Origin of the sequence: Streptomyces sp. NPDC017993 (assembly GCF_044328065.1) — a bacterium.
GTDB lineage: Bacteria > Actinomycetota > Actinomycetes > Streptomycetales > Streptomycetaceae > Streptomyces.
This window is the reverse complement of sequence record NZ_JBIRGO010000011.1, coordinates 168,711-191,336: the sequence shown is the minus strand read 5'-3', so window position 1 is coordinate 191,336 and position 22,626 is coordinate 168,711. Positions and strand designations below refer to the sequence as shown.

At 71.6% G+C, this 22,626-nt stretch carries 18 protein-coding genes; 15 read left to right on the top strand and 3 right to left on the bottom strand.

The features are described from left to right. Window positions 1-139: 139 nt before the first annotated feature. The 6 genes from ACH4FH_RS21855 (at window position 140) to ACH4FH_RS21830 (ending at window position 7,982) form a co-directional block, all read left to right on the top strand. Window positions 140-514, top strand: a complete 375-nt coding sequence (locus ACH4FH_RS21855) for a DUF488 domain-containing protein (RefSeq protein WP_398557535.1) — start codon at window positions 140-142, stop codon at window positions 512-514. A gap of 117 nt (window positions 515-631) precedes the next feature. Beyond that, window positions 632-1,825: an argininosuccinate synthase gene (locus tag ACH4FH_RS21850; protein WP_398557534.1), complete on the top strand. Its 1,194-nt coding sequence runs from the start codon at window positions 632-634 to the stop codon at window positions 1,823-1,825. A 115-nt stretch (window positions 1,826-1,940) separates the two neighbouring features. Further along, window positions 1,941-3,389 (top strand): argininosuccinate lyase, encoded by a 1,449-nt coding sequence (gene argH / locus ACH4FH_RS21845; protein ID WP_398557533.1) that lies wholly within the window; start codon window positions 1,941-1,943, stop codon window positions 3,387-3,389. 122 nt (window positions 3,390-3,511) lie between these two features. Further along, window positions 3,512-4,063, top strand: coding sequence for a TetR/AcrR family transcriptional regulator (locus ACH4FH_RS21840; protein WP_398557532.1), 552 nt, complete (start codon window positions 3,512-3,514; stop codon window positions 4,061-4,063). Continuing rightward, window positions 4,060-5,685 (top strand): MFS transporter, encoded by a 1,626-nt coding sequence (locus ACH4FH_RS21835; RefSeq protein ID WP_398557531.1) that lies wholly within the window; start codon window positions 4,060-4,062, stop codon window positions 5,683-5,685. The genes ACH4FH_RS21840 and ACH4FH_RS21835 overlap by 4 nt, the downstream gene beginning before the upstream one ends. A 323-nt stretch (window positions 5,686-6,008) precedes the next feature. Beyond that, window positions 6,009-7,982 carry a bifunctional metallophosphatase/5'-nucleotidase gene (locus ACH4FH_RS21830; protein WP_398557530.1) on the top strand — a complete coding sequence of 658 codons (1,974 nt, stop codon included), beginning with the start codon at window positions 6,009-6,011 and terminating at the stop codon, window positions 7,980-7,982. Between the two features lie 75 nt (window positions 7,983-8,057). Here the strand turns inward: ACH4FH_RS21830 and ACH4FH_RS21825 are convergent, their stop codons facing one another. Beyond that, the gene (locus ACH4FH_RS21825) at window positions 8,058-8,729 is read right to left on the bottom strand and encodes a lysophospholipid acyltransferase family protein (protein ID WP_398557529.1); all 672 of its coding nucleotides are present in this window, start codon (window positions 8,727-8,729) and stop codon (window positions 8,058-8,060) included. 282 nt (window positions 8,730-9,011) lie between these two features. Between ACH4FH_RS21825 and ACH4FH_RS21820 the strand changes: the two genes are divergently transcribed. Beyond that, window positions 9,012-10,148, top strand: a complete 1,137-nt coding sequence (locus ACH4FH_RS21820) for a glycerophosphodiester phosphodiesterase (RefSeq protein ID WP_398557528.1) — start codon at window positions 9,012-9,014, stop codon at window positions 10,146-10,148. Between the two features lie 314 nt (window positions 10,149-10,462). Then, a complete protein-coding gene (locus ACH4FH_RS21815; protein WP_398557527.1) occupies window positions 10,463-10,978 on the top strand; it encodes a GNAT family N-acetyltransferase in 516 nt (171 codons plus the stop codon). 70 nt (window positions 10,979-11,048) lie between these two features. On the opposite strand, the gene ACH4FH_RS21810 is transcribed toward ACH4FH_RS21815, so the two are convergent. Both ACH4FH_RS21810 and ACH4FH_RS21805 read right to left on the bottom strand, forming a co-directional pair. Beyond that, window positions 11,049-11,495, bottom strand: coding sequence for a hypothetical protein (locus ACH4FH_RS21810; protein WP_398557526.1), 447 nt, complete (start codon window positions 11,493-11,495; stop codon window positions 11,049-11,051). Beyond that, window positions 11,488-11,856, bottom strand: a complete 369-nt coding sequence (locus ACH4FH_RS21805; RefSeq protein WP_398557525.1) for a hypothetical protein — start codon at window positions 11,854-11,856, stop codon at window positions 11,488-11,490. The genes ACH4FH_RS21810 and ACH4FH_RS21805 overlap by 8 nt, the downstream gene beginning before the upstream one ends. A gap of 117 nt (window positions 11,857-11,973) precedes the next feature. Between ACH4FH_RS21805 and ACH4FH_RS21800 the strand changes: the two genes are divergently transcribed. From ACH4FH_RS21800 to cobT, 7 genes are all read left to right on the top strand, one after another. Then, a complete protein-coding gene (locus ACH4FH_RS21800) occupies window positions 11,974-12,621 on the top strand; it encodes an HAD family hydrolase (RefSeq protein WP_398557524.1) in 648 nt (215 codons plus the stop codon). 388 nt (window positions 12,622-13,009) lie between these two features. Beyond that, window positions 13,010-14,122, top strand: a complete 1,113-nt coding sequence (locus tag ACH4FH_RS21795; RefSeq protein WP_398557523.1) for a methionine ABC transporter ATP-binding protein — start codon at window positions 13,010-13,012, stop codon at window positions 14,120-14,122. After that, the gene (locus ACH4FH_RS21790) at window positions 14,119-14,859 is read left to right on the top strand and encodes a methionine ABC transporter permease (protein WP_398557522.1); all 741 of its coding nucleotides are present in this window, start codon (window positions 14,119-14,121) and stop codon (window positions 14,857-14,859) included. The genes ACH4FH_RS21795 and ACH4FH_RS21790 overlap by 4 nt, the downstream gene beginning before the upstream one ends. A gap of 114 nt (window positions 14,860-14,973) precedes the next feature. Further along, window positions 14,974-15,828, top strand: coding sequence for a MetQ/NlpA family ABC transporter substrate-binding protein (locus ACH4FH_RS21785; protein WP_398557521.1), 855 nt, complete (start codon window positions 14,974-14,976; stop codon window positions 15,826-15,828). A 222-nt stretch (window positions 15,829-16,050) separates the two neighbouring features. Further along, entirely contained in the window at window positions 16,051-16,686 is a 636-nt protein-coding gene (locus ACH4FH_RS21780) for a GNAT family N-acetyltransferase (protein ID WP_398557520.1), read from the top strand. 141 nt (window positions 16,687-16,827) lie between these two features. Next, a complete protein-coding gene (gene cbiE / locus ACH4FH_RS21775) occupies window positions 16,828-18,048 on the top strand; it encodes a precorrin-6y C5,15-methyltransferase (decarboxylating) subunit CbiE (protein WP_398557519.1) in 1,221 nt (406 codons plus the stop codon). A gap of 235 nt (window positions 18,049-18,283) precedes the next feature. Further along, window positions 18,284-22,561 (top strand): nicotinate-nucleotide--dimethylbenzimidazole phosphoribosyltransferase, encoded by a 4,278-nt coding sequence (gene cobT, locus ACH4FH_RS21770; RefSeq protein ID WP_398557518.1) that lies wholly within the window; start codon window positions 18,284-18,286, stop codon window positions 22,559-22,561. Window positions 22,562-22,626: the final 65 nt, after the last annotated feature.

Genomic DNA, 22,626 nt, shown 5'->3' with positions numbered 1-22,626 from the left:
TCGTACCGACCGGAATCCTCCCGGCCGGGGCGTGCAGAAGAAAAATACCCTGTCCTGGCCCCTGAATCCAAAGCGGGTCCCCCTGAGGTCGTTTCCCGGTCCTGCGGCGGGGGTCGCGCTTCCGTGCTTCGATGAGGATATGGCCGATATGTCCCAGGGGAATGCCCGGGTGCGCCGGGTGTACGACTCCCCGGAGCCGTCGGACGGCGCCCGGGTGCTCGTCGACCGGCTGTGGCCGCGCGGGCTGTCCAAGGCGGACGCGCAGCTCACCGAGTGGTGCAAGGACGTGGCTCCTTCCACGGAGCTGCGCCGCTGGTACGACCACCGCGAGGAGCGATACGAGGAATTCGCGGCGCGCTACCGGGCGGAACTGGCCGCGCCGCAGGCGCGGGCCGCGCTCGACGGCCTGCGGAAGCGGGCGGCGGACGGCCCGCTGACGCTCCTGACGGCGACGAAGGAGACGGCGTACAGCCATGTGTCCGTCCTTCTCGACGGTCTGCGCGAAGACTCCTGAGCGCGCGCGACACTCCGTCGAACCGCTGCTGACCTGCGGCTTCCCGGTGGCGTTGACGAATCATACGGTGGAGTGCATACTTATACCCATCAGCGTATGCATCGTAAGGAGAAACCCGTGACCGAGCGCGTCGTACTCGCCTACTCGGGCGGCCTGGACACCTCTGTCTGTATCGGCTGGATCGCCGAGGAGACGGGCGCCGAGGTCATCGCCGTTGCCGTGGACGTCGGCCAGGGCGGCGAGGACCTGGACGTCATCCGCAAGCGCGCCCTCGCCTGCGGCGCCGTCGAGGCCGAGGTCGCGGACGCCAAGGACGAATTCGCCGACGAGTACTGCCTCCCGGCGATCCAGGCCAACGCCCTTTACATGGACCGCTACCCGCTGGTCTCCGCGCTGTCGCGACCGACCATCGTCAAGCACCTGGTGGCCGCGGCCAAGAAGCACGGCGCCACCACCGTCGCCCACGGCTGCACCGGCAAGGGCAACGACCAGGTCCGCTTCGAGGCCGGCATCTCCTCCCTGGCCCCGGACCTGAAGTGCATCGCCCCGGTCCGCGACTACGCGATGACCCGGGACAAGGCCATCGCCTTCTGCGAGGAGAAGAACCTCCCGATCGCGACCACCAAGAAGTCGCCGTACTCCATCGACCAGAACGTCTTCGGGCGGGCCGTCGAGACCGGCTTCCTGGAGGACATCTGGAACGGGCCGATCGAGGACGTCTACGAGTACACCGAGAACCCGGCCGTCGCGCGGGAGGCCGACGAGGTCATCATCTCCTTCAAGGAGGGTGTCCCGGTCGCCATCGACGGCAAGCCCGTCACCGTCCTGCAGGCCATCCAGCAGCTCAACGAGCGCGCCGGCGCCCAGGGCATCGGCCGGATCGACATGGTCGAGGACCGCCTGGTCGGCATCAAGTCCCGCGAGGTGTACGAGGCGCCCGGCGCCATCGCGCTGATCACCGCGCACCAGGAGCTGGAGAACGTCACCGTCGAGCGCGAGCTGGCCCGCTACAAGCGGCAGGTCGAGCAGCGCTGGGGCGAGCTGGTCTACGACGGCCTGTGGTTCTCGCCGCTCAAGCGCGCCCTGGACGGCTTCATCGCCGAGGCCAACCAGCAGGTCACCGGCGACATCCGGATGACCATGCACGGCGGTCGCGCGGTCGTCACCGGCCGGAAGTCCGACAAGTCGCTGTACGACTTCAACCTGGCGACGTACGACACCGGCGACACCTTCGATCAGTCGCTCTCCAAGGGCTTCATCGAGCTCTTCGGAATGTCGAGCAAGATCGCGGCGAAGCGCGACCAGGCCTGAGCCCTCAGGCTCGGTAGCCTCACGTACGAACGCCGCCTCCCCGCCCTCGCGGCGGGGAGGCGGCGCAGGTCCGGGGACACCCCGGAAGACGCAGTCACAGCCTTGAGGAGCAGCAGTGAGCAACGGCGCCGATTCGACGCAGAAGAGTTCCGGCGACGTCCGGCTCTGGGGCGGCCGTTTCGCCGACGGACCGGCCGAGGCGCTGGCCCAGCTGTCGGCGTCGGTCCACTTCGACTGGCGGCTCGCGCCGTACGACATCGCCGGCTCCCGCGCCCACGCCCGCGTGCTGCACACCGCCGGTCTGCTCACCGCCGACGAGCTGGAGCGGATGCTGGCCGGCCTCGACCAGCTCGAAGCCGATGTGGCGGACGGCTCCTTCACGGGCACCATCGCCGACGAGGACGTGCACACCGCCCTGGAGCGCGGTCTGCTGGAGCGGCTCGGCGCTGACCTCGGAGGCAAGCTGCGGGCCGGCCGGTCGCGCAACGACCAGGTCGCCACCCTCTTCCGGATGTATCTGCGCGACCACGCCCGGATGCTCGGCGGGCTGATCGCCGACCTCCAGGAGGCGCTCGTCGGCCTCGCCGAGACGCATCCGGACGTCGCGATGCCGGGCCGCACCCACCTCCAGCACGCCCAGCCGGTGCTCTTCGCCCACCACGTCCTGGCGCACGCGCAGTCGCTGTCGCGGGACGCGGAGCGGCTGCGCCAGTGGGACGAGCGCACCGCCGTCTCGCCGTACGGCTCCGGCGCGCTGGCCGGCTCCTCGCTCGGTCTCGACCCGGAGGCGGTCGCCGCGGACCTCGGGTTCGAGCGCGGCTCGGCCGGAAACTCCATCGACGGCACGGCCTCCCGTGACTTCGCCGCGGAGTTCGCCTTCATCACCGCGATGATCGGCGTCAACCTCTCCCGGATCGCCGAGGAGGTCATCATCTGGAACACGAAGGAGTTCTCCTTCGTGACCCTGCACGACGCCTTCTCCACCGGCTCGTCGATCATGCCGCAGAAGAAGAACCCGGACATCGCCGAGCTGGCGCGTGGCAAGTCGGGCCGTCTGATCGGCAACTTGACGGGCCTCATGGCCACGCTCAAGGCGCTGCCGCTCGCGTACAACCGTGACCTGCAGGAGGACAAGGAGCCGGTCTTCGACTCCTGTGACCAACTGGAGGTCCTCCTCCCAGCGTTCACCGGCATGATGGCCACGCTGACCGTCAACCGCGAGCGCATGGAGGAGCTGGCCCCGGCCGGCTTCTCGCTGGCCACCGACATCGCGGAGTGGCTGGTCAAGCAGGGTGTGCCGTTCCGGGTGGCGCACGAGGTCGCGGGCGAGTGCGTCAAGGAGTGCGAGGCGCACGGCATCGAGCTGGACCAGCTCACCGACGAGCAGTTCGCCAAGATCTCGCCGCATCTGACCCCCGAGGTCCGTACGGTCCTCAACGTCTCCGGCGCGCTGGCCTCGCGCGACGGGCGCGGCGGCACCGCCCCTTCGGCGGTGGCCGTACAGCTCGCCGAGGTGCGGGCCGACCTGGTGACCCAGCAGACCTGGGCAGCGGCCAAGAAGTGACGCGAACCGCCGACGTGCGGTGACCGGCGGCCCCCACCCGTTACGGGTGGGGGCCGCCGTCGTATGGGTGCCGTGACCACGGATATGAGACATGTGTGTCTCATTCGGCTAGCCTGTGTCTCATGGCCGTTGATCGGGAACAGGTGCTCAGAAAAGCCGCCGCCCTGCTGATCCGCAGGGCGACGACACCGATGGACGACATCGCCCGAGCCGCCGGTATCAGCCGCGCGACCCTGCACCGGCACTTCGCCGGCAGGGACGCGCTGATCCGGGCCCTGGAGGAGCTGGGGATCGCCCAGTTCACCCAAGCGATGGACGCGGCGGGGCTCGACGAGGGCAACGCCTCCGACGCCCTGCGCCGGCTGGTCGCCGAGGCGGAACCGGTCGCCGCCGTGCTGGCCTTCCTCTTCACCGAGAACCAGCTCTTCGAGGGCGCCGAGGTCAACGCCGGCTGGGCCCGGCTGGACGCAAGGATCACCGCCCTCTTCCGGCGCGGCCAGGAGGAGGGCGACTTCCGCATCGACCTCAGCTCGGCCTGGCTCACCGAGGCGTTCTACGGCCTCATCGGCGCCGGCTCATGGGCCGTGCAGGAAGGGCGCGTCGCCCGCAACGACCTCAACCACTCGATCGCCGAGCTGCTGCTCGGCGGCATCCGACGGAGCATGGAGAAATGAGCGAGACCATAGCGTCAGGACCGGTGGGTTCGGGCCATGTGGACGATCAGCCGCGCCCGGGCCGCTGGCTCGCGCTCGCCGTCCTCGTCCTGGCCGTCCTGCTGGTCGGCGTCGACGTCACGGTCCTCGGTCTGGCCACGCCGTTCCTCAGCGAGGATCTGCAGCCCTCGGGGGCCCAGCTGCTGTGGATCGGTGACATCTACTCCTTCGTCATCGCCGGGCTGCTGGTCTCCATGGGCAGTCTCGGCGACCGGATCGGCCGCAAGAAGCTGCTGCTGGTGGGCTCCACCGCGTTCGGCGCGGTGTCGGTGCTGTGCGCCTACGCCAGCAGCCCGGAGATGATGATCGCCGCCCGCGCCCTGCTGGGCGTGGCCGGTGCGACGCTCATGCCGTCCACCCTCGCGCTGATCCGCAACCTCTTCCACGACCCCAAGGAACGCAGCCTCGCGGTCGGCATCTGGGGCGCGATGGCCTCGGCCGGCACCGCCGTCGGCCCGGTCCTCGGCGGCTTCCTCCTGGGCCACTTCTGGTGGGGCTCGGTCTTCCTGATCAACCTGCCGGTGATGGCGCTGCTGGTGGTCGTCGGTGCCAAGGTCATCCCGGAGTCCCGCAGGTCCGATCCCGGCCCCTGGGACATCCCCAGCGTGCTGCTGTCGTTGGTGGGCATCATCGCCGTCGTCTACGCCATCAAGGAAGTCGCCGTCCACGGCTACCGCTGGGACATCGCGCTGTCGGCCGTCCTCGGCGTCGCGGCCCTCGTCTGGTTCGTCCGCCGGCAGCTCACGCTCAGCTCGCCGCTGCTGGACATGAAGCTCTTCCACCACCGGGGCTTCTCCGGGGCGGTCCTGGCCGACCTGCTGACCATCCTGGGCCTCTCCGGGCTGGTCTTCTTCCTCTCCCAGTTCCTCCAGATGGTCCAGCTGCGCTCACCGCTGGACGCCGGGCTCACCGAACTTCCCGCCGCGGTCGGCGCGGTGGGAGCGGGCCTCGCCGCCGGCTATGTCGCCCGGCGCCTGTCCGTGCGGATCGTGGTGTCCGGCGGCCTCGCGGTCGTCGGCCTCTCCCTCGCCGGCTGTATGACCCTGCACGCCGACACCGGCACCTTCGCGCTGGGCACGATCCTCTTCGTCGTCGGAATCGGCGCCGGATTCTCCTTCACCGTCACCGCCGATGTGATCCTCTCCAGCGTCCCCAAGGAAGAGGCGGGCGCCGCCTCCGGGGTCTCCGAGACGGCCTACGAGCTGGGCGCCGCGCTCGGCATCGCGCTGCTCGGCTCCATCGTCACCAGCATCTACCGCGGCTTCACGGTGCCACCGGGGCTGTCCCCGGAGGCCACGGAAGCCGCCCGTGAGTCGCTCGGCGGAGCCTTCGAGCAGGCCGAAGACCTCTCCGGCGCCCAGGGCCAGATGCTGATCAAGGCCGCTCAGGACTCCTTCGTCGACGGGCTGGACATCGCGGCCGGCGTGGGCGCGGCGATCCTGCTGTCCGCCGCGGTGGCGGCGTGGTTCCTGCTGCGCGGCCAGGAACTGGGCACCGGCCGGCCGAAGCCGGCGGGGAAGCCGGAGCCGGGACCGCAGGCCGAGTCCGGCTCCGCGGCCGGCGACCCTTCGCAACGCCCGTAGCCGACCCGGCGAACGCCCAACGCCGCACCACTCGCCGACGCTCCCTGCACCGCCGCACCAGCCCCCTCGGGGCGAAGACGCGCGCCTGCCGTACGGCTGCCTGCCGGGCGAACGAGGGACAGCGCCGGCCTGCTGAGCCCGAGCTGGCGTGTCCTGTGGATCAAGATGGCGGGCAGCGGCCATGATCCACGGGACACGCCCCGGGGGCGACTGTCCCCCGTCCGTTCACGCCCGGTACCGGCCTCGGTGACCCGGCGTCCCGCGCGGCGCGCTTGACTCTCCCGTCGTCCCCCTTCGGCCGGCCCGCTCAGGAGAGTGACGCAGTGCGCGACATCGGACGACGCTTCTTCTTCACCGCGGCGGGGGCCATGGCCACCGCCAGCGCGATCGGCAGCAATGCCTACGCCACCGGACACGCCCGCGACGCGGCCACCGCCGACGAATACGTCGATGTCCAACTGCTCAACATCACCGACCTGCACGGCTATCTCCAGGCCGCGCCCGGCGGCAACTCGGTCATCACCGGGGCGGGCGGCCGGTCCTACACCGTGGGCGGGGTGGCCTACATGGCCACCCACCTGGAACGGCTGCGGACCGGCCGGCGCAACTCCCTCTTCTTCGCCCCCGGAGACCTCTTCTCCGGCTGGGAGTTCGACGCCTCCTCCTTCGCCGACGAGCCCACCATCGAGGCGCTCAACGCCATGGGCCTGGATTTCGCGTCGGCCGGAAACCACGAGTTCGACAAGTCCGCGACCTTCCTGACCTCCCACATGGAGGAGGGCGAACCCTTCCCTGTGGTCGACCGGGACGATGCCTTCGCCGACTCCACCGGACGCCGCTTCCACGGCGCGGACTTCCCCTACTACAGCGCCAACATGGTGTGGCGCTCGACCGGCAAGGCCGTGCTACCGCCGTACAACATCGCGTACGTGGACGCCGGCGGCGGCCGCCGACTGCCGATCGGGTTCATCCATCTGACCGCCATCGGCAGCGAGTCCTTCCCCGGCTCCTACCAGCCCGGCCTGCGCACCCTGGACGAACTGGAGACCGCCAACCGCTGCGCCGCGGAACTGAAGTCACGCGGCGTCAACGCGATCGTGCTCAGCATGCACGACGGCGCGGTCGCCGGCAGCGACTTCACCAGCGGCAGCAACCCCTCAGGCCCCGCCTACGAGCTCGCGCTGCGCGTCACCCCCGACATCGACGCGATCGTCACCGGCCACTGGCACAAGGCGTTCACGATGATGGTGCCCGACCCCAAGGGCAACCCTCGCCCGTTCGTCGAGGCCGGTTGCTACGGCCAGCTCATCAACGAGATCAACCTGCGCCTCGACCCCGTCACCGGTGAGGTCATCCGGCCTCTGACCACCGCGACCAACCACCCCAACACCCGCGATGTGACGCAGCATGCCGGGCTCCGGTCGATCGCCGACTACTGGGCGGGCTACGCCACCCGGCGCGCCCGCGCCCCGATCGGCAAGCAGACGGCCTCCTTCACCCGGCGGCGCAACGCCGCGGGGGAGAGCACCATGGGCGACCTGGTGGCCGACTGGGCGCTGTGGGCGGGCAGGCAGCCCGCCGATGCGATGGCCGACCCCGGAGGCGATCCTGCTGGCGCCCCGGCCGACCTCGCCGTCATCGCGGTCGCGCCGCGCGTCGGCCAGGCCGTGATCGCCGCGGACCTCGTCCACGACGGGGCGACAGGGGGCACCGTCACCCTCGGGCAGGCATGGCACGCGGTCGGCTTCGGCGACCCGATCCTGACCGTGACGGTCACCGGTGCGCAGATCCACGACGCGCTGGAGGAGCAGTGGGCGCCGACTGCCGGCGGCGGGTTCGGGTTCGCGCCCCTGGCCGTCTCCGCCAACGTCCGGTATACGTTCGACGCGTCGGGTCCGGTCGGCCGGCGGGTCGACGCCGCCGATGTGTTCATCGACGGCACCGCACTCGACCCGGCCCGCCGCTACCGCCTCGCCGCCCCCTCGTACACCCTCATCAACCAGGACGGCTTCAGTGCGTTCACCGGCTTCACCGCTGCGGTCAGGCACCAGCGTGACTACGAGAGCTTCGTGGCGTTCGTCCGCGCCGAGCGGCAGCTGGCGCCCGCGCCGCTGAACCGGGTGGCGGTCAAGAACGCGGACGCGCCCGGCGCGCGGATCGGCACCGTCACCGAACGGCTGCAGATGCTCCAGCCCGACGGCAGCGAGGTGCCGCGTCCCGAGGCGGCACTGCGTCGCGCCTCGACGGCCGGCCCCGAGGGGCAGCGCGCTCACCGCGGCATCCGCGTGCCCTGCTGAGCCCCACCGCGGGTATGACGCGGCCGGGCCCCGTCCGACGAACGGACGGGGCCCGGCTGCTGTGCGAAGGAGAGGTCAGGCGGCGGCCCTGGCCTTGGTGGCGTAGATGTCGACGTACTCCTGACCGGACAGCTCCATGACGTCGCTCATCACCTCGTCGGTGACGGCCCGCAGGACGTAGCGGTCGCGGTCCATGCCGTCGTAGCGGGAGAAGTCCAGAGCCTCGCCGAAGCGCACCGTCACCGGGGCGATGCGCGGCAGGCCCTTGCCGCCGGGCTGCACCTTGTCCGTGCCGATCATCGCGAACGGCACGACCGGCGCGCCGGTCATCAGCGCCAGCCGGGCGATGCCGGTACGGCCGCGGTAGAGCCGGCCGTCGGGGGAACGGGTGCCCTCGGGGTAGATGCCGAAGACCCGGCCCTCCTCCAGGATGCGGCGGCCGGTCATCAGGGCCGCGACGCCACCGTGCCCGCCGTCGCGGTCCACCGGGATCATGCCGGAGCTGGTGAAGAACCAGGCCATCAGCCGGCCCTTGAGGCCGGTGCCGGTGACGTACTCGTCCTTGCCGATGAAGAACACCGGGCGCTTGACGATCAGGCCGAGGAAGAGGGAGTCGATGAACGTGACGTGGTTGCCGGCGAGGATCACCGGCCCACTGCCCGGAATGCGCTCCATGCCCTCCACCTTCGGGCGGTACAGGACACGCATGACGAATCCGAGAATCGCCTTCAGCACAATGCGGGACAACGGGCCCTCCGGGTCGTGGCTGGTCAGGTCAAGAAAGCGCAGAGTTACTGCAGCCCAGGACGATACTCGCGGGTTATGCCGCCCCGCACGTCGGGTTCACAGGGTCGATACGCAGAGTTGACGTGTGTTACCTCCATCTTCTCCCGGAAGTCGTCCCGCGTCTCCCCGACGCGGCCCGTCCGTGCCTACGATCACCCCGTCCCGTTGACAGGTGCGGGACACGTACCACCACCTGGGACCACCGGACATACTCCCGGACACTTCACAGCAAGGAGCACGGGCATGCAGAAGCGGCAGCAGCCGGGGCGGCGCACGGTGCTGGGAGCAGCGGCCCTCGGCGCGGGCGCGGCGGTAATGGGCGGAGCCGGGCGGGCGAGCGCCGGAGAGCGGGGCGGCGCGGGCCACGAGCTGCCGGTGCCGCTCGTCGTCGGCCACCGAGGCGCCAGCGGCTATCGGCCCGAGCACACCTTCGGCTCCTACCAACTCGCCCTGGACATGGGCGCGGACGTCATCGAACAGGACCTCGTCCCCACCAAGGACGGGCACCTGGTCTGCCGCCACGAGAACGACATCACCGCCACCACCGATGTCTCGGCGCACCCCGAGTTCGCGGACCGCAGGACGACGAAGAGCGTCGACGGCGTGCAGCTCACCGGCTGGTTCACCGAGGACTTCACCCTCGCCGAGATCAAGACCCTGCGGGCCAAGGAGCGCATTCCGGGCACCCGGCAGCACAACACCCTCTACGACGGCCGGTGGGAGGTCCCCTCCTTCGAGGAGGTGCTGCAGTGGGCCGAACGCGAGGGTCGCAAGCGGGGCCGCCGTGTCTGGCTGCACATCGAGACCAAGCACCCCACCTACTTCCGCAAGCTGGGCCTGGGCCTGGAGGAGCGGCTGGCCAAGGCGCTGCGCGCCCACGGCCGGCACAAGAAGAACTCCCCGAACTTCCTCCAGTCCTTCGAGCCCAGCAGCATTCAGCGGCTGGACCGGCTGGTCGACTGCCCCAAGGTCGTCCTGCTCTCGACGCTCACCAGCCGGCCCTGGGACTTCGTCGAGGCCGGCGACCCGCGCAAGGTCGCCGATCTGGTCACGCCCGAGGGCCTGCGGTGGATCGCCGGCTTCGCCCAGGGCATCGGCCCCGACCTCACCGTGATCATCCCGCGCGACAAGGACGGCAAGCTGGGCGAGCCCACCTCCGTCGTCGCCGACGCGCATGCCGCCGGGCTGGTGCTGCACCCCTACACCGTCCGCAACGAGAACACCTTCCTGCCGGCCGACTACCGCCGCGGCACCGACCCGAACGCCTACGGCGACGCTCTCGGTGTGTTCAAGGCCTACCTCGCCACCGGCATCGACGGCCTCTTCTCCGACAACCCCGACACCGCTCTGCTGGCGGCCGCGGAGTTCCGCAGGGGCTGACCACCTCGACCGCGTCGAGAGCCCACCGCTCCCGGACCGGCGCCCGCTCCCCTGTCTTCTCATCTGAGTTGGGAATGTCACAGGAGAGCAGGGGGCCGGTCCGTTCCCCTTGTCCCGAATGCCTGCGCAGAATGCTCGCGGCAAAGATTGCCGCTGCACGAATCCGGGGACTCCGGAAGAAGCAGTGTCAGTCCTGCCACGGCGGCGGCGTGTACCCCACGGCGCCGTCGGTCAGGGCACACAGCTCCGGGCGCGGCACCCCTCCACCCTCGACGCGCCCGGACCAGCGAACCGAAAAGGGGAGGCAGACGCGCATGGGCACGAGCGTGACCATCTCTGCGGCGACCGACCAGGACGCCGAGCAGATCCTCAAACTCCAGTACCTCTGCTACCAGCAGGAAGCCGCGCTGTACGACGACTACGGCATCGAGCCGCTCACCCAGGGCCTGGACGCCCTGCGCGCCGAACTCGGCGAGGGCTGCGTCGTGGTGGCCAGGCTCGGCGAGGAAGTGGTCGGGTCGGTGCGCGGCACCGTCGACGCGGACGGCACCGCCGCCATAGCCAAGCTCATCGTGCACCCCCGGCTGCAGCGTCACGGCCTGGGCGGCCGGCTGCTCGCCGCGGTCGAGGAGCGGCTGACGGCCGAGCGGTCAGCCAAGCGCTTCCGCCTCTTCACCGGCCACCGCAGCGAGGGCAATCTGCGCCTCTACCGCGGCCACGGCTACGCGCCGGTCGGCACGGAACAGGTCTCCCGCCGGCTGAGCGTGATCACCCTGGAGAAGGAGCTGGTGGCGAAGGAGCCCGCCGAGGTGTACGTGGCCGGGGCGTAGCGACGAGCGACGGGCCCGCGGTGTGCCGCCGGGCCCGTCCGCCTCTCCCGCGCCCCGTGGGGCGGAACGGCTACGCCGACCGGGCCCGGCGCAGCCAGATCAGACCGGTGACGGGCAGGAAGATCGGGATGAAGAGATAGCCCATGCCGTAGTCCGACCAGACGGTGGCATCGGGGAAGGCGGACCGGTCGAGCAGCGTCCAGGTGCCGATGCCCAGCACCCCGAGCAGCTCCAGCGCGCAGCAGGCGAACGCCGCCTTGCGGGCCCCCTCGCCGCCGCGTACCAGCGAGAACGTGATGAAGCCGTAGACGACCGCGGACACCGCGGACAGGCTGTAGGCAAGCGGCGCCCGGTCGAACTGCGCGATCAGCTGGTAGAGCGAGCGGGACGCGGCCGCGACGGTGAAGACGCCGTAGAGCGTGACCAGCAACCGTCCCGGGCCGGTGCCGAGCGAACGCTTCGCCGGGGCCGTGCCCGCGGCGCCGTCCGTTGCGGTGGTGGTGTTGTTCTCAGGCACTGCCGCCTCCCCAGATGTCGAACAGCCGCACTTCCAGCACCGCCAGCACCACGGCGCCCGCCGCGACGGTGGCCGAACCCCAGCGGGTGCGCTCCGCGAGCGACATGAACCCGGTCGCCGGCACGCACGCGGCGGCGCCGAGCAGATAGGCGACGAAGATCGCGGTGCCCTGCTCCGGCGACTGGCCGCGCGCCAACTGCACGACGGCGATGACCAGTTGGACGAGGCCGAGCAGTGACACGGCGGCCATGCCGATGAAGTGCCAGTCCTTCGTCGGCTGGTCGCGGTACGCGGCGAAGCCGCACCAGGCGGCCAGGGCGAGAGCGGCCACACCGACCACCATCGTCAGTGCGTCGATCACCGGGACCTCCGTGCGGCGTGGCTGGGCGCCGGGGAGTAGAGGGGCATGGGGCGACTTTAATCGGCGGCCGGAGGGCGGCTGCGTCCGGCCCCGTGGCCGCCCTTACGCTGGTGAAATATGAAGATCTCCGCGCAAGCACTCCTTTTCGACAACGACGGCACCCTCATCTCCTCCATGGACTCCGTATACCGCTGCTGGACCCGGTGGGCGAAGGAGTACGGCATCACCGAGGAGGACTTCGCGGCGGTCGAGCTGCACGGCCGACCGGCGGCGGAGATCGTTGCCGATCTGCTGCCGGCCGAGCGGGTGCCGGAGGCGCTGGCCCGGATCGAGCAGCTGGAGATCGAGGACGCCGCGGGCGGAGTGGTCCTGCTGCCCGGGACCCGCGCCCTGCTGGAGAGCGTGCCCGCGGACCGGTGGGCGGTCGTCACCTCCGCCACCGGCCGGCTGGCCGAGGCCCGGCTGGCCGAGGTCGGGGTGCGTCCCAAGCACCTGGTCTCCGCCGACGACATCACCCGCGGCAAGCCGGACCCGGAGCCGTTCCTGCTCGGCGCCCAGCGGCTCGGTGTGGACCCGGCCCACTGTGTGGTCTTCGAGGACGCGCCGGCCGGGCTCCAGGCGGGCCGCGCCGCCGGCATGACGACCGTGGCGTTGACCACAACGCACCGTGCGGACGAGCTGGCCGCGGACGTCGTCGTCCCCGACCTGTCCGCGGTATCGGTGCAGGCCGCGGATGGCGGGCTGGAGATCACCACCGCCGACTGAGCGCGGACGGGACACTGTCCACGGACCGGTCAGCCATGTCCGCTATGCGGACTCGGTTGATCGGCCCGTACCCCTGTCTGGTTTACTTGCCGCCATGACCACGACGAGCAGCCGCACCCCTGCGACCGAGGCGTTCACGACGCCCGGTGCTCGTTGCCTGTGTCGAATGTGTGACCGCTGAGGGCCCCCGCCTGAGCCTCGCGCCCCGAAGCGAGACCCTGCCTCGTGCCGCGTCTTCGTCCAGGACGAAAACCGGCCGCCCCGCGTCACCGGAACCCGGAGCCGGGCCCTGCCCGCTGCCTTCGGCGTCTCTCCTCTGCCGCACTCGCAAGAATGCCCCGTGCCCGGTGGGCGAGCCACCGGGCACACGACAGTGACGGAATTCCCTGTGATCACCACAACGGGCCTGACCAAGGTCTACCGCTCAGGAGACCGCGAAGTCACCGCCCTGGACGGCGTCGATCTGCACGTCCGTGAGGGCGAGGTGTACGGCGTCATCGGCCAGAGCGGCGCCGGTAAATCCACCCTGATCCGCTGCCTCAACCTCCTGGAGCGCCCCACTTCCGGCACGGTCACCGTCGCCGGCCAGGACCTCACGGCGCTCGCCGGCAACCAGAAGCGCGCCAACGCCGCGCTGCGTGCCGCGCGCAGCCACATCGGCATGGTGTTCCAGCACTTCAACCTGCTGTCCTCGCGCACCGTGCAGGACAACGTCGAACTGCCCCTGGAGATCCTCAAGGTGGACCGCCGCGAGCGGTCCCGCAAGGCACTGGAGCTGCTGGACCTGGTCGGCCTCGCCGACAAGGCCAAGGCGTACCCCGCCCAGCTCTCCGGCGGTCAGAAGCAGCGGGTGGGTATCGCCCGCGCGCTGGCCGGCGACCCCAAGGTGCTGCTCTCCGACGAGGCCACCAGCGCCCTGGACCCCGAGACCACCCGCTCGATCCTCCAGCTGCTGCGCGACCTCAACCGCAAGCTGGGCCTGACCGTCGTGCTCATCACGCACGAGATGGACGTCGTCAAGACGATCTGCGACTCGGCCGCGCTGATGAGGGACGGACGCGTCGTCGAGCAGGGCACCGTCGCGGACCTCCTGGCGACCCCCGGCTCCGAACTCGCCCGGGAGCTGTTCCCGGTGGGCGGCGAGCCGTCCGCCGAGGACCGTACGGTCGTCGACGTCACGTTCCACGGCGCGGCCGCCACCCGCCCGGTGATCTCCGAGCTGTCGCGCACCTACAACGTCGACGTCTCGATCCTCGGTGCCGCCATGGACACCGTCGGCGGCAACCAGGTGGGCCGGATGCGCATCGAGCTGCCGGGCCGCTTCGAGGAGAACGTCGTGCCCATCGGCTTCCTGCGTGAGCAGGGACTCCAGGTCGATGTCGCCGACGTGGCCCACGCGGCTGACACGACTGACGCGACTGAGGGTGCCGAGGCGACCGCAGACAACGACCGTGCGATCCCGGCTCCCGCCGCCTCGCTGCTGAAGGAAGGTGCCAAGTGAGCTGGACCGACATGCAGCCGCTGCTGTACGACAACACTCTCGACACCCTCTTCATGGTGTGGTGGTCGACGTTCTGGGCCGTCCTCGTCGGCATCCCGGTCGGTGTGCTGCTGCACCTGACCGACCGCGGGGCCGTCCTGCAGAACGTCGTGGTGAACAAGGTCGTCGGCGCGATCGTGAACATCGGACGGTCCTTCCCGTTCCTGATCCTGATCGTTGTGCTGATCCCCTTCACCCGGATCGTCGTCGGCGTCTCCATCGGCCCGACCGGCGCGGTGGTGCCCCTCGCCATCGCCGCCATCCCGTTCTTCGCCCGGCTGGTGGAAGCGGCGCTGCGCGAGGTCGACCACGGCCTCGTCGAGGCCGCGCAGGCCATGGGCGGCGGCACCTGGACCATCGTGTTCAAGGTGCTGCTCCCGCAGGCCCTGCCGGCTCTGGTGGCGGCGGTCACGACCACCGTCATCACGCTGATCGGCTACTCCGCGATCGCCGGCGCGGTCGGCGGCGGCGGCCTGGGCAACCTGGCCTACACCTACGGCTACCAGCAGTACGAGACCTCGCTGATGATCACCACCGTCGTGGAGCTGATCGTCCTCGTCACCCTCGTGCAGCTGCTCGGCGACCTCGTCGTCCGGCGGCTCGCCGGCCGGGGCACCCGCGGCCCCGCACGCGTCGGCCTGCGCCGCGCGCGGCGCGTCACCGAGGAGCCGGCCCTCGCCGCCGGGGAAACCGTCTGACCCACGGGACCTCCCGCGGTTCCCGTACCACCGCATCACCCAAGAGCCCGGACCCTTTGCCGGGTGTACACCACGCGCGACTCCGCTCGCGTGAACAAGAAAGAGGCACTCTTCGTGCGCAACACCGTAAAGATCTCCGTGGCCGTGGCCGCCGCCTCCGCCGTCGCCCTGGGCGCGAGCGCCTGCAGCGCCCCCTCCGACACGACCGCCGGCGACAAGGGTGACAAGAACGCGCCCCTCGTCGTCGCGGCCAGCCCCACGCCGCACGGCGCCATCCTCGACTTCGTCAAGAACAAGCTGGCGGACAAGGCCGGCCTGAAGCTGGTCGTCAAGCCGTTCAACGACTACAAGATCCCCAACAAGGTCACCGACGACGGCCAGGTCGACGCCAACTTCTTCCAGCACAAGCCGTTCCTCGACACCTTCAACAAGGAGAACGGCACGCACATCGTGCCCGTCCAGAACGTGCTCATCGAGCCGCTCGGCGTCTACTCCAAGAAGCTCGACAAGCTCTCCGAGCTCAAGGCCGGCAGCACCGTCTCGGTCCCCAACGACCCCTCCAACGAGGGCCGTGCGCTCAAGCTGCTCGCCGACAACGGCGTGATCACCCTCAAGCCCGGCGTCGGCTCCGACGCCAAGCTGACGGACGTCAAGGACGACAAGGGCATCAAGATCACCGAGCTGGAGGCCGCCCAGACCGCGCCGCGCATCGACGACGTCGACGCCGCGATCATCAACGGCAACTTCGCCATCGGCGCCAAGCTCAAGCCCTCCACCGACGCGCTCGCCCTGGAGAAGGCGGAGAACAACCCCTACGCCAACTTCCTGGCCGTCAAGAAGGGCAACGAGGACGACCCGCGGATCAAGAAGCTCGCCAAGCTCCTGAACTCCCCCGAGGTCAAGAAGTTCCTCCAGGACCAGTACAAGGACGGCTCGGTCATCCCGGCCTTCGGCCCCGCCAAGAGCTGACGCCTCCTCCCGCGCGCGGGCCGTCGAAGGACGGCCTTTCGCGTCGCCGCATTGTGGGCCCCGGACGTGCAGTGCGCGTCCGGGGCCCCTGTGCGTGGCACATCCGCAGGCAGATGCTGCATGCTGGTGCACTCAAGACGGTCAGGGCGGCCCGTGACTTCACGGAATGAACGGCCCGTGACGTTCCCGGAGCACTATGGTCAACGGCGTTGGAGCAGCGGCATGACATCCACCTTTCCGGACATCTCCATCAGCACGGACCGGTTGGTGCTGCGCCCCTTCGAGGAGGCCGACGTGCCCGCCCTCGCCGAGATGATGACCGACGAACTCGTCACCGCCTGGACGACCCTGCCGCACCCGTACACCCACGACGACGCCCGCGCCTGGGTCACCCGCAAGGCCTCCGCCGTCCGCACCCAAGGCCGCGGCATCGCCCTGGCGGTCACCGAATTCCTCACCCAGCGGCTGGTCGGCACCATCCACGTCGACCGCACCGACTGGCGCGTGCGCAGCACCGAGATCCGCTACGTCACCGCCCCCTGGGCACGCGGTGAGGGCTACGCCTGCGAATCGGTCCTCGCGGTCGCGCAATGGCTCTTCCGGGACCTGCAGTTCGAGCGCGTCGAGTTGCGCACGGCCGCCGACAACACCGCCTCCCAGCAGGTCGCCCAGAAGATCGGCTGCATCAGCGAGGGCGTGCTGCGCAACGCCTGGATAGCCCGCAGCCGCACCGAGGACGGCGGCTGGACGGACATCCGGACGGATCTGATCGTGTGGAGCCTGCTGCCCGAGGACCTCGACGGCCTCCCCGCCCGGATGGCCGACGCCAACGGTTTCACCTACCCCGGGTGGAATTGACCCCACTCCCTCGCTCAGGTCCGGACCTCGCGAGGTACTCTCGGCCTGCCGCCCTTCGCCACCGGCGAGGACCGGCGCCCCACACCTCACGGACCGTGTGTCCCCACGCGTACCCACAGCAGCCCCAGGAGACTGACGAGCATGGCCGACCGGGTCACGGTGATCGGATGGGACGGCTCCCCGCTGACCGCCGCCGCCCGCTCCGCCCTCGGCGCCGCGACGCTGGTGGCCGGAGCCGCCCACCACCTCGCCCTGCCCGAAGTCCCGCCGAACGCCGAGCGGATCCGGCTCGGCAGCGTGTCACTGGCCGCCCGCCGGGTCGCCCAGCACCGCGGCACCGCCGTCGTCCTCGCCGACGGCGACCCCGGCTTCTTCGGCGTCGTACGCACCCTCAGGGCCCCCGAACACGGGCTGGAAGTCGAGGTCGTCCCCGCCGTCTCCTCCGTCGCCGCCGCCTTCGCGCGCGCCGGAATGCCCTGGGACGACGCCCAGATCGTGGTCGCCCACAGTCGCGAGCTGCGCCGTGCGGTGAACGTCTGCCGCGCGCACACCAAGGTCGCGGTGCTCACCTCGCCCGGTGCGGGGCCCGCCGAACTCGCCCTGCTGCTTGGCGGTGTGCACCGCACCTTCGTCATCTGCGAGGAGCTGGGCACCGACCGGGAGCAGGTGACAGTCCTCACATCCGACAAGGCCGCCGACCACGTCTGGCGCGACCCCAACGTCGTCATCGTCGTCGGCGGCTCGCACGCCGGCGCAGCCGCTCAGGGGACCGGCTGGATCGCCGCCCACGAGGTCGGGCATCCGACGGGTCCGCGCGGCTGGGGACTTCCGGCCGGGGCGTACGGCGGCGCCCTGGGCGAGGGGGAGTCGGTCCAGCTGAGATCCGCCCAACTCGCCCGTCTCGGACCGCGGGTGGGCGACCTGGTCTGGGACATCGGCGCCGGCAGCGGAGCCGCCGCGGTGGAGGCCGCGCGGTTCGGCGCCGCCGTCATCGCGGTGGACGCCGACCCGGACGCCTGTGGCCGCACCGCCGCGGTCGCCCGCCGCTACGGCGTCCAACTCCAGGTGGTGCACGGACGCGCGCCGCAGATCCTCGAAGACCTGCCGGAACCCGACGTGGTGCGGGTCGGCAGCGGGGGAGCGGCGGTCGTCACCGCCTGCGCGGCGCGCCGCCCGGAGCGCATCGTGACGCACGCCGCGACCCGCGACGAGGCCGAGGCGATCGGCAAGGCACTGGCCGACGGCGGCTACGAAGTCGAGTGCGCGCTGCTGCAGTCGGTGGACCTGGACACATCCGTCTGGGTCGAACGCGAACGCTCCGTCGTCTTTCTGCTCAGCGGCTATCGCGTTCCCCACCCTTGACCTGTGCGGCAACCCGTGGAGGGTAGGCTGGCGGATCGTTGCGCCGCCGTTCCGCGTTCGGCTTCGTACGTCAATATCCGGAAAATGCCGTGGTTTTGGCCGAATATGAAGCTCTAGAGGGCGGACGTGCCGCGAGACGTGCTCGCTCGTTCTAGCTATGGGCGTCGGCGCGTCCCCGGTCGAGCGCGTCGCACGAGCGGTTGGAAGGAGCACTACCAATGGGCGAGGGGTACGCATGACCGACACCGGCCAGGTCCCGGGCGAGGGACAGCCGGAGAACGCAGGCGGACATCCCAGGCAGCCGCAGCCGGCGGCCGCCTCCTCCCCTGCCGACGCCGGACCGATGGAGCAACCGGGCATGGTCACGCCGCCGGACACGTACCCCTACCTCGACCCGGCAGACAGTGCCCCCGAGGACGACGACCTGCTGCTGATGCCGGGCGCCCAGGGCGCGTGGAGCGAGCAGCAGGCGCAGCAGCCTCTCCCGCAGCCGCAGGAGGCCCACCAGGGCGCGCAGCCGCAGCCGAACGCACCGGAGCAGAGCGCGCCCTTCGAGGCCGACCCGGCAGCCGCGGGCTTCGCGCCGATGCCCGCCCCGGCCGGCGACCACGAGAGCGGCGGCCGGGACTCCGGTTCCGTCGACCTCAGTGCCGTGCGCATCCCGCAGCCGGCCGCGCCCCAGCAGAACCGCGCCCAGGCCGCCGCACCGGCCACGCCCCCACGCCGGCCGCTCCACATGGGCCCGCCCGTCCCGGACGCGACCGGCGGTGTGGTCCGCTCACTCGCCGACCGCGGTCCGGCAGGCGCGCCCGCGCAGCCGGCCGCCCGGCACGCAGGACCGCCGGCCACCGGCCCGGAGTACCTCGACGACCGGACCGCGGGCTCCGCGGCGGGCGAGCAGCCCGCCGGTGCCCCTTCGCAGGGCCTCGCCGCTGGTGAGGCGCAGCCTTCCGCCGACCCGTCCTTCCAGGACGTGGCGTACGCCGAGCGGGCCTTCGCGGCACCGTCCTACGGCGGGCAGTCCTATGCCGAGCAGGCGTACGGCGCCGCGGGCCAGGGACCGTTGCCCGGCCCGCAGCTCGGCGAGATCCCGTCGCAGGCTCCGGCCTGGAACGACGCCTCGGCGCAGGCCGTGGCGGCACCTGTCGCGGAATCGGCCGCCCCCGAGGCGCTCGCCGCCCCCGCTCCTCAGGACGCCCCGCTGCCCGCAGGACAGCCCCAGCCGCTGCCGGCCGAGGGAGCGGCGGAGGCGGCCGTGGAGGACGCGACCGCCGGTCCGGACAACGACACGGTGCCCGCAGACGAGGCGCCGGTGGAGGCCCCCGCTCAGCCGCAGGACGCGGTGACGGAAGCAATTCCGGACGCGGTGATCGCGGATGCGGACGGCTCGGCCGCAGAGGAAGCGCCCGCACCGGAGGCCCCCGACGCGCAGGACGCAGCGGACGCCGCAGCCCCCGAAACGCAGGAAACGCTCGACGCGCAGGAAACGCAGGAAACGCAGGTAAATCAGGAAGCGCAGCACTCGCCTGAAGCCACCCCGGCACCCGAGACACCCGAGGCACCGGAGGCCCCGCAGGTCGCGGACGCACCTGATGCGGTGAGCCCGCCGGCCCCCGAGGCCGCCGCCGCTCCGGAGCCCGAGGCGTCCGCCGAGGCACCGCAGCAGCCCGTCGAAGAGAGCCCCGCTCCCGAGGCCGAGGCAGCGCCTCCGACCGTCGAGGCCGCGACCGACGATGCCCCCATCGTCGAGGCCCCGGCCGCCGACGTCCCGGTGGAGCAGCCCGCAGCGGACCAGCAGGCCGCCTCGGAGGGCGATCAGGTCGCCGAGCCGGACGCGGACGGTGCCGACGAGCCGCAGCCCGCGGCAGACCCGGCCACCCAGGCCGCTGAACCGCCTCAGCCCGTGGCCGAGGCGCAGCCCGCCGACGCCCCGGAGGACCGGCAGGCCGACGAGACCGGCCCGGCCGGCCCGCCCGCGGAGACCGTCGAAGCCGCGCAGCTCCCTGCCGCGGAGGACCCCGCGGCGTCCGCCCCGGAGCCCGCGTCGATGCCCGCCGCAGCCCCTCAGGGCCCCGTCGCGATGCCCGCCCCTCAGGAGGGCGCCGATCAGGAGGGCGCCGACGAGGTCGTCATAGAGCAGCCCGAGGCGGAGCGTCCGGACGCCGGTACGCAGCCCGGCGCCCCCGAGGACGCCGAAGGGCAGCAGAACTCGGCCGACCAGGCCCCCGCGGCCGCCGAGGAGCAGGCGGCGCCGCAGAACCCGACGGGCGAGGAGCAGCCGCTGCCGGCCGCCCCGGACGAGGTGACGGCCCCGGCCGACGAGACCGCGGACGCGGCGCCCGTCGACGTCGAACCGGCCGCCGAAGTCCGGCCCGTGGTCGTGCACATCCCCGCCCAGGCCACCGGTGAGCAGCCCGTCGCCGACCCGGTCCAGGAACCGGCCGTCACCGAGACGGAGGTCCTGGCCGGCGAGCCGGCCGACGACACTTCGGCCGACGCGCCGCACCGGGACCAGGACGGCGCCGAACTCGTCCAGCTCGGCGAGGGCTACGAGGACGCCCAGGACCAGGACCGTCCCGGGGAAGTCGAGCAGGACGGCCGCGCGGCCGCGACCGCCGCTCAGCAGCCCGCCGACGCCGACACGGCCGACCCCGCGGCCCCTTCCGACGAGTTCGGTGCCCCCGGCACCCCCGTTCAGGTTCTGCTTCCCACCCAGCCCCAGCACCAGGACGGCTCGCTCGTGGACAACGGCACGGACCCCAGCGGTCTCCCGATCCCGGCTCCGGCCATCGGATATGACGACTCCGAGCGCGCCGCGGTGCACCGCGTGATGCGCGAGCGCCGTGACATCCGCAACGGCTTCCGCAGCGACCCCATCCCCAACGACATACTGCTGCGCGTCCTGGAAGCGGCGCACACCGCGCCGAGCGTCGGCCACTCCCAGCCCTGGGACTTCGTCGTCATCCGCTCGGACGAGACCCGCGAGAAGATGCACCAGCTCGCCATGGCGCAGCGGGAGGCGTACGCCAAGTCGCTGCCCAAGGCGCGCGCCAAGCAGTTCCGCGAGCTGAAGATCGAGGCGATCCTCGAAACGCCGGTGAACATCGTCGTCACCGCCGACTCCACCCGCGGCGGCCGGCACACCCTCGGCCGGCACACCCAGCCGCAGATGGCCCCGTACTCCTCCGCGCTCGCCGTGGAGAACCTCTGGCTCGCGGCCCGCGCCGAGGGCCTGGGCGTCGGCTGGGTGAGCTTCTTCGACGAGCGGGAGATGGTCCGCGAACTGGGCCTGCCCGACCACCTCGAAGTCGTCGCCTACCTCTGCATCGGCTACGTCGACGAGTTCCCGGACGAGCCGGAGCTGATGCAGGCCGGCTGGGCCAAGCGCCGCCCGCTGTCCTGGGTCGTCCACGAGGAGACGTACGGACGCCGTGCGCTGCCCGGCGAGGCCCCGCACGATCTGCTCCAGGAAACCCTGCAGGGCATCCGCCCGCTGGACGCCAAGGCGCTCGGCGAGGCGTGGGAGCGGCAGAAGCGGATGACCAAGCCCGCCGGGGCGCTGGGCATGCTGGAGATCATCTCCGCGCAGCTGAGCGGGTTGTCCCGCAAGTGCCCGCCGCCGATCCCCGAGCCGGCCGCCGTCGCGATCTTCGCCGGCGACCACGGGGTGCACGCCCAGGGCGTGACGCCGTGGCCGCAGGAGGTCACCGGCCAGATGGTCGCCAACTTCCTCGGCGGCGGCGCTGTCTGCAACGCCTTCGCCAACCAGGTGGGCGCCGAGGTCTGCGTGGTGGACGTCGGCGTGGCGGGTGACCTCCCCGCGACGCCGGGGCTGCTGCCGCGCAAGGTCCGCCCCGGCACCGACGACTTCACCGTCGGCCCGGCGATGTCCCACGAGGACGTGCTGAAGGCGATCGAGGTCGGCATCGACACCGCCCGTGACCTCGTCGCGGCCGGCAACAAGGCGCTGCTGACGGGCGAGATGGGCATCGCCAACACCACCACCTCGGCGGCGCTGATCGCGGTCTACACCGGCGTCGACCCGGTCGAGGTCACCGGCCGGGGCACGGGCATCAACGACGAGACGCACGCCCGCAAGGTCGATGTGGTCCGCCGCGCCCTGGAACTCCACCAGCCCGACCCGGCCGACCCCATCGGCGTCCTCGCCGCGGTCGGCGGCCTGGAGCACGCCGCCCTCGTCGGTCTGATCCTCGGTGGCGCCTCGCTGCGCACCCCGGTCATCCTGGACGGCGTCAGCGCCGGCGCCGCGGCGCTGGTCGCCCGCGCCATCGCCCCCGAGGCGCTCGCCGCCTGCATCGCCGGTCACCGCAGCGCGGAGCCCGGCCACGTCGCGGCCCTGACCAAGCTCGGCCTGCGCCCGCTGGTCGACCTCGATCTGCGCCTCGGCGAGGGCACCGGCGCGCTGCTCGCCCTCCCCGTCGTGCAGAGCGCAGCCCGCGCCATGCACGAGGTCGCCACCTTCGACTCCGCCGGAGTGACGGAAAAGGGCTGACCTGCGGCCCGCCCGCGCATGACCCCCGGCCCGCAGCCCCATAGGCTGTGGGCCGGGGCCGTCAC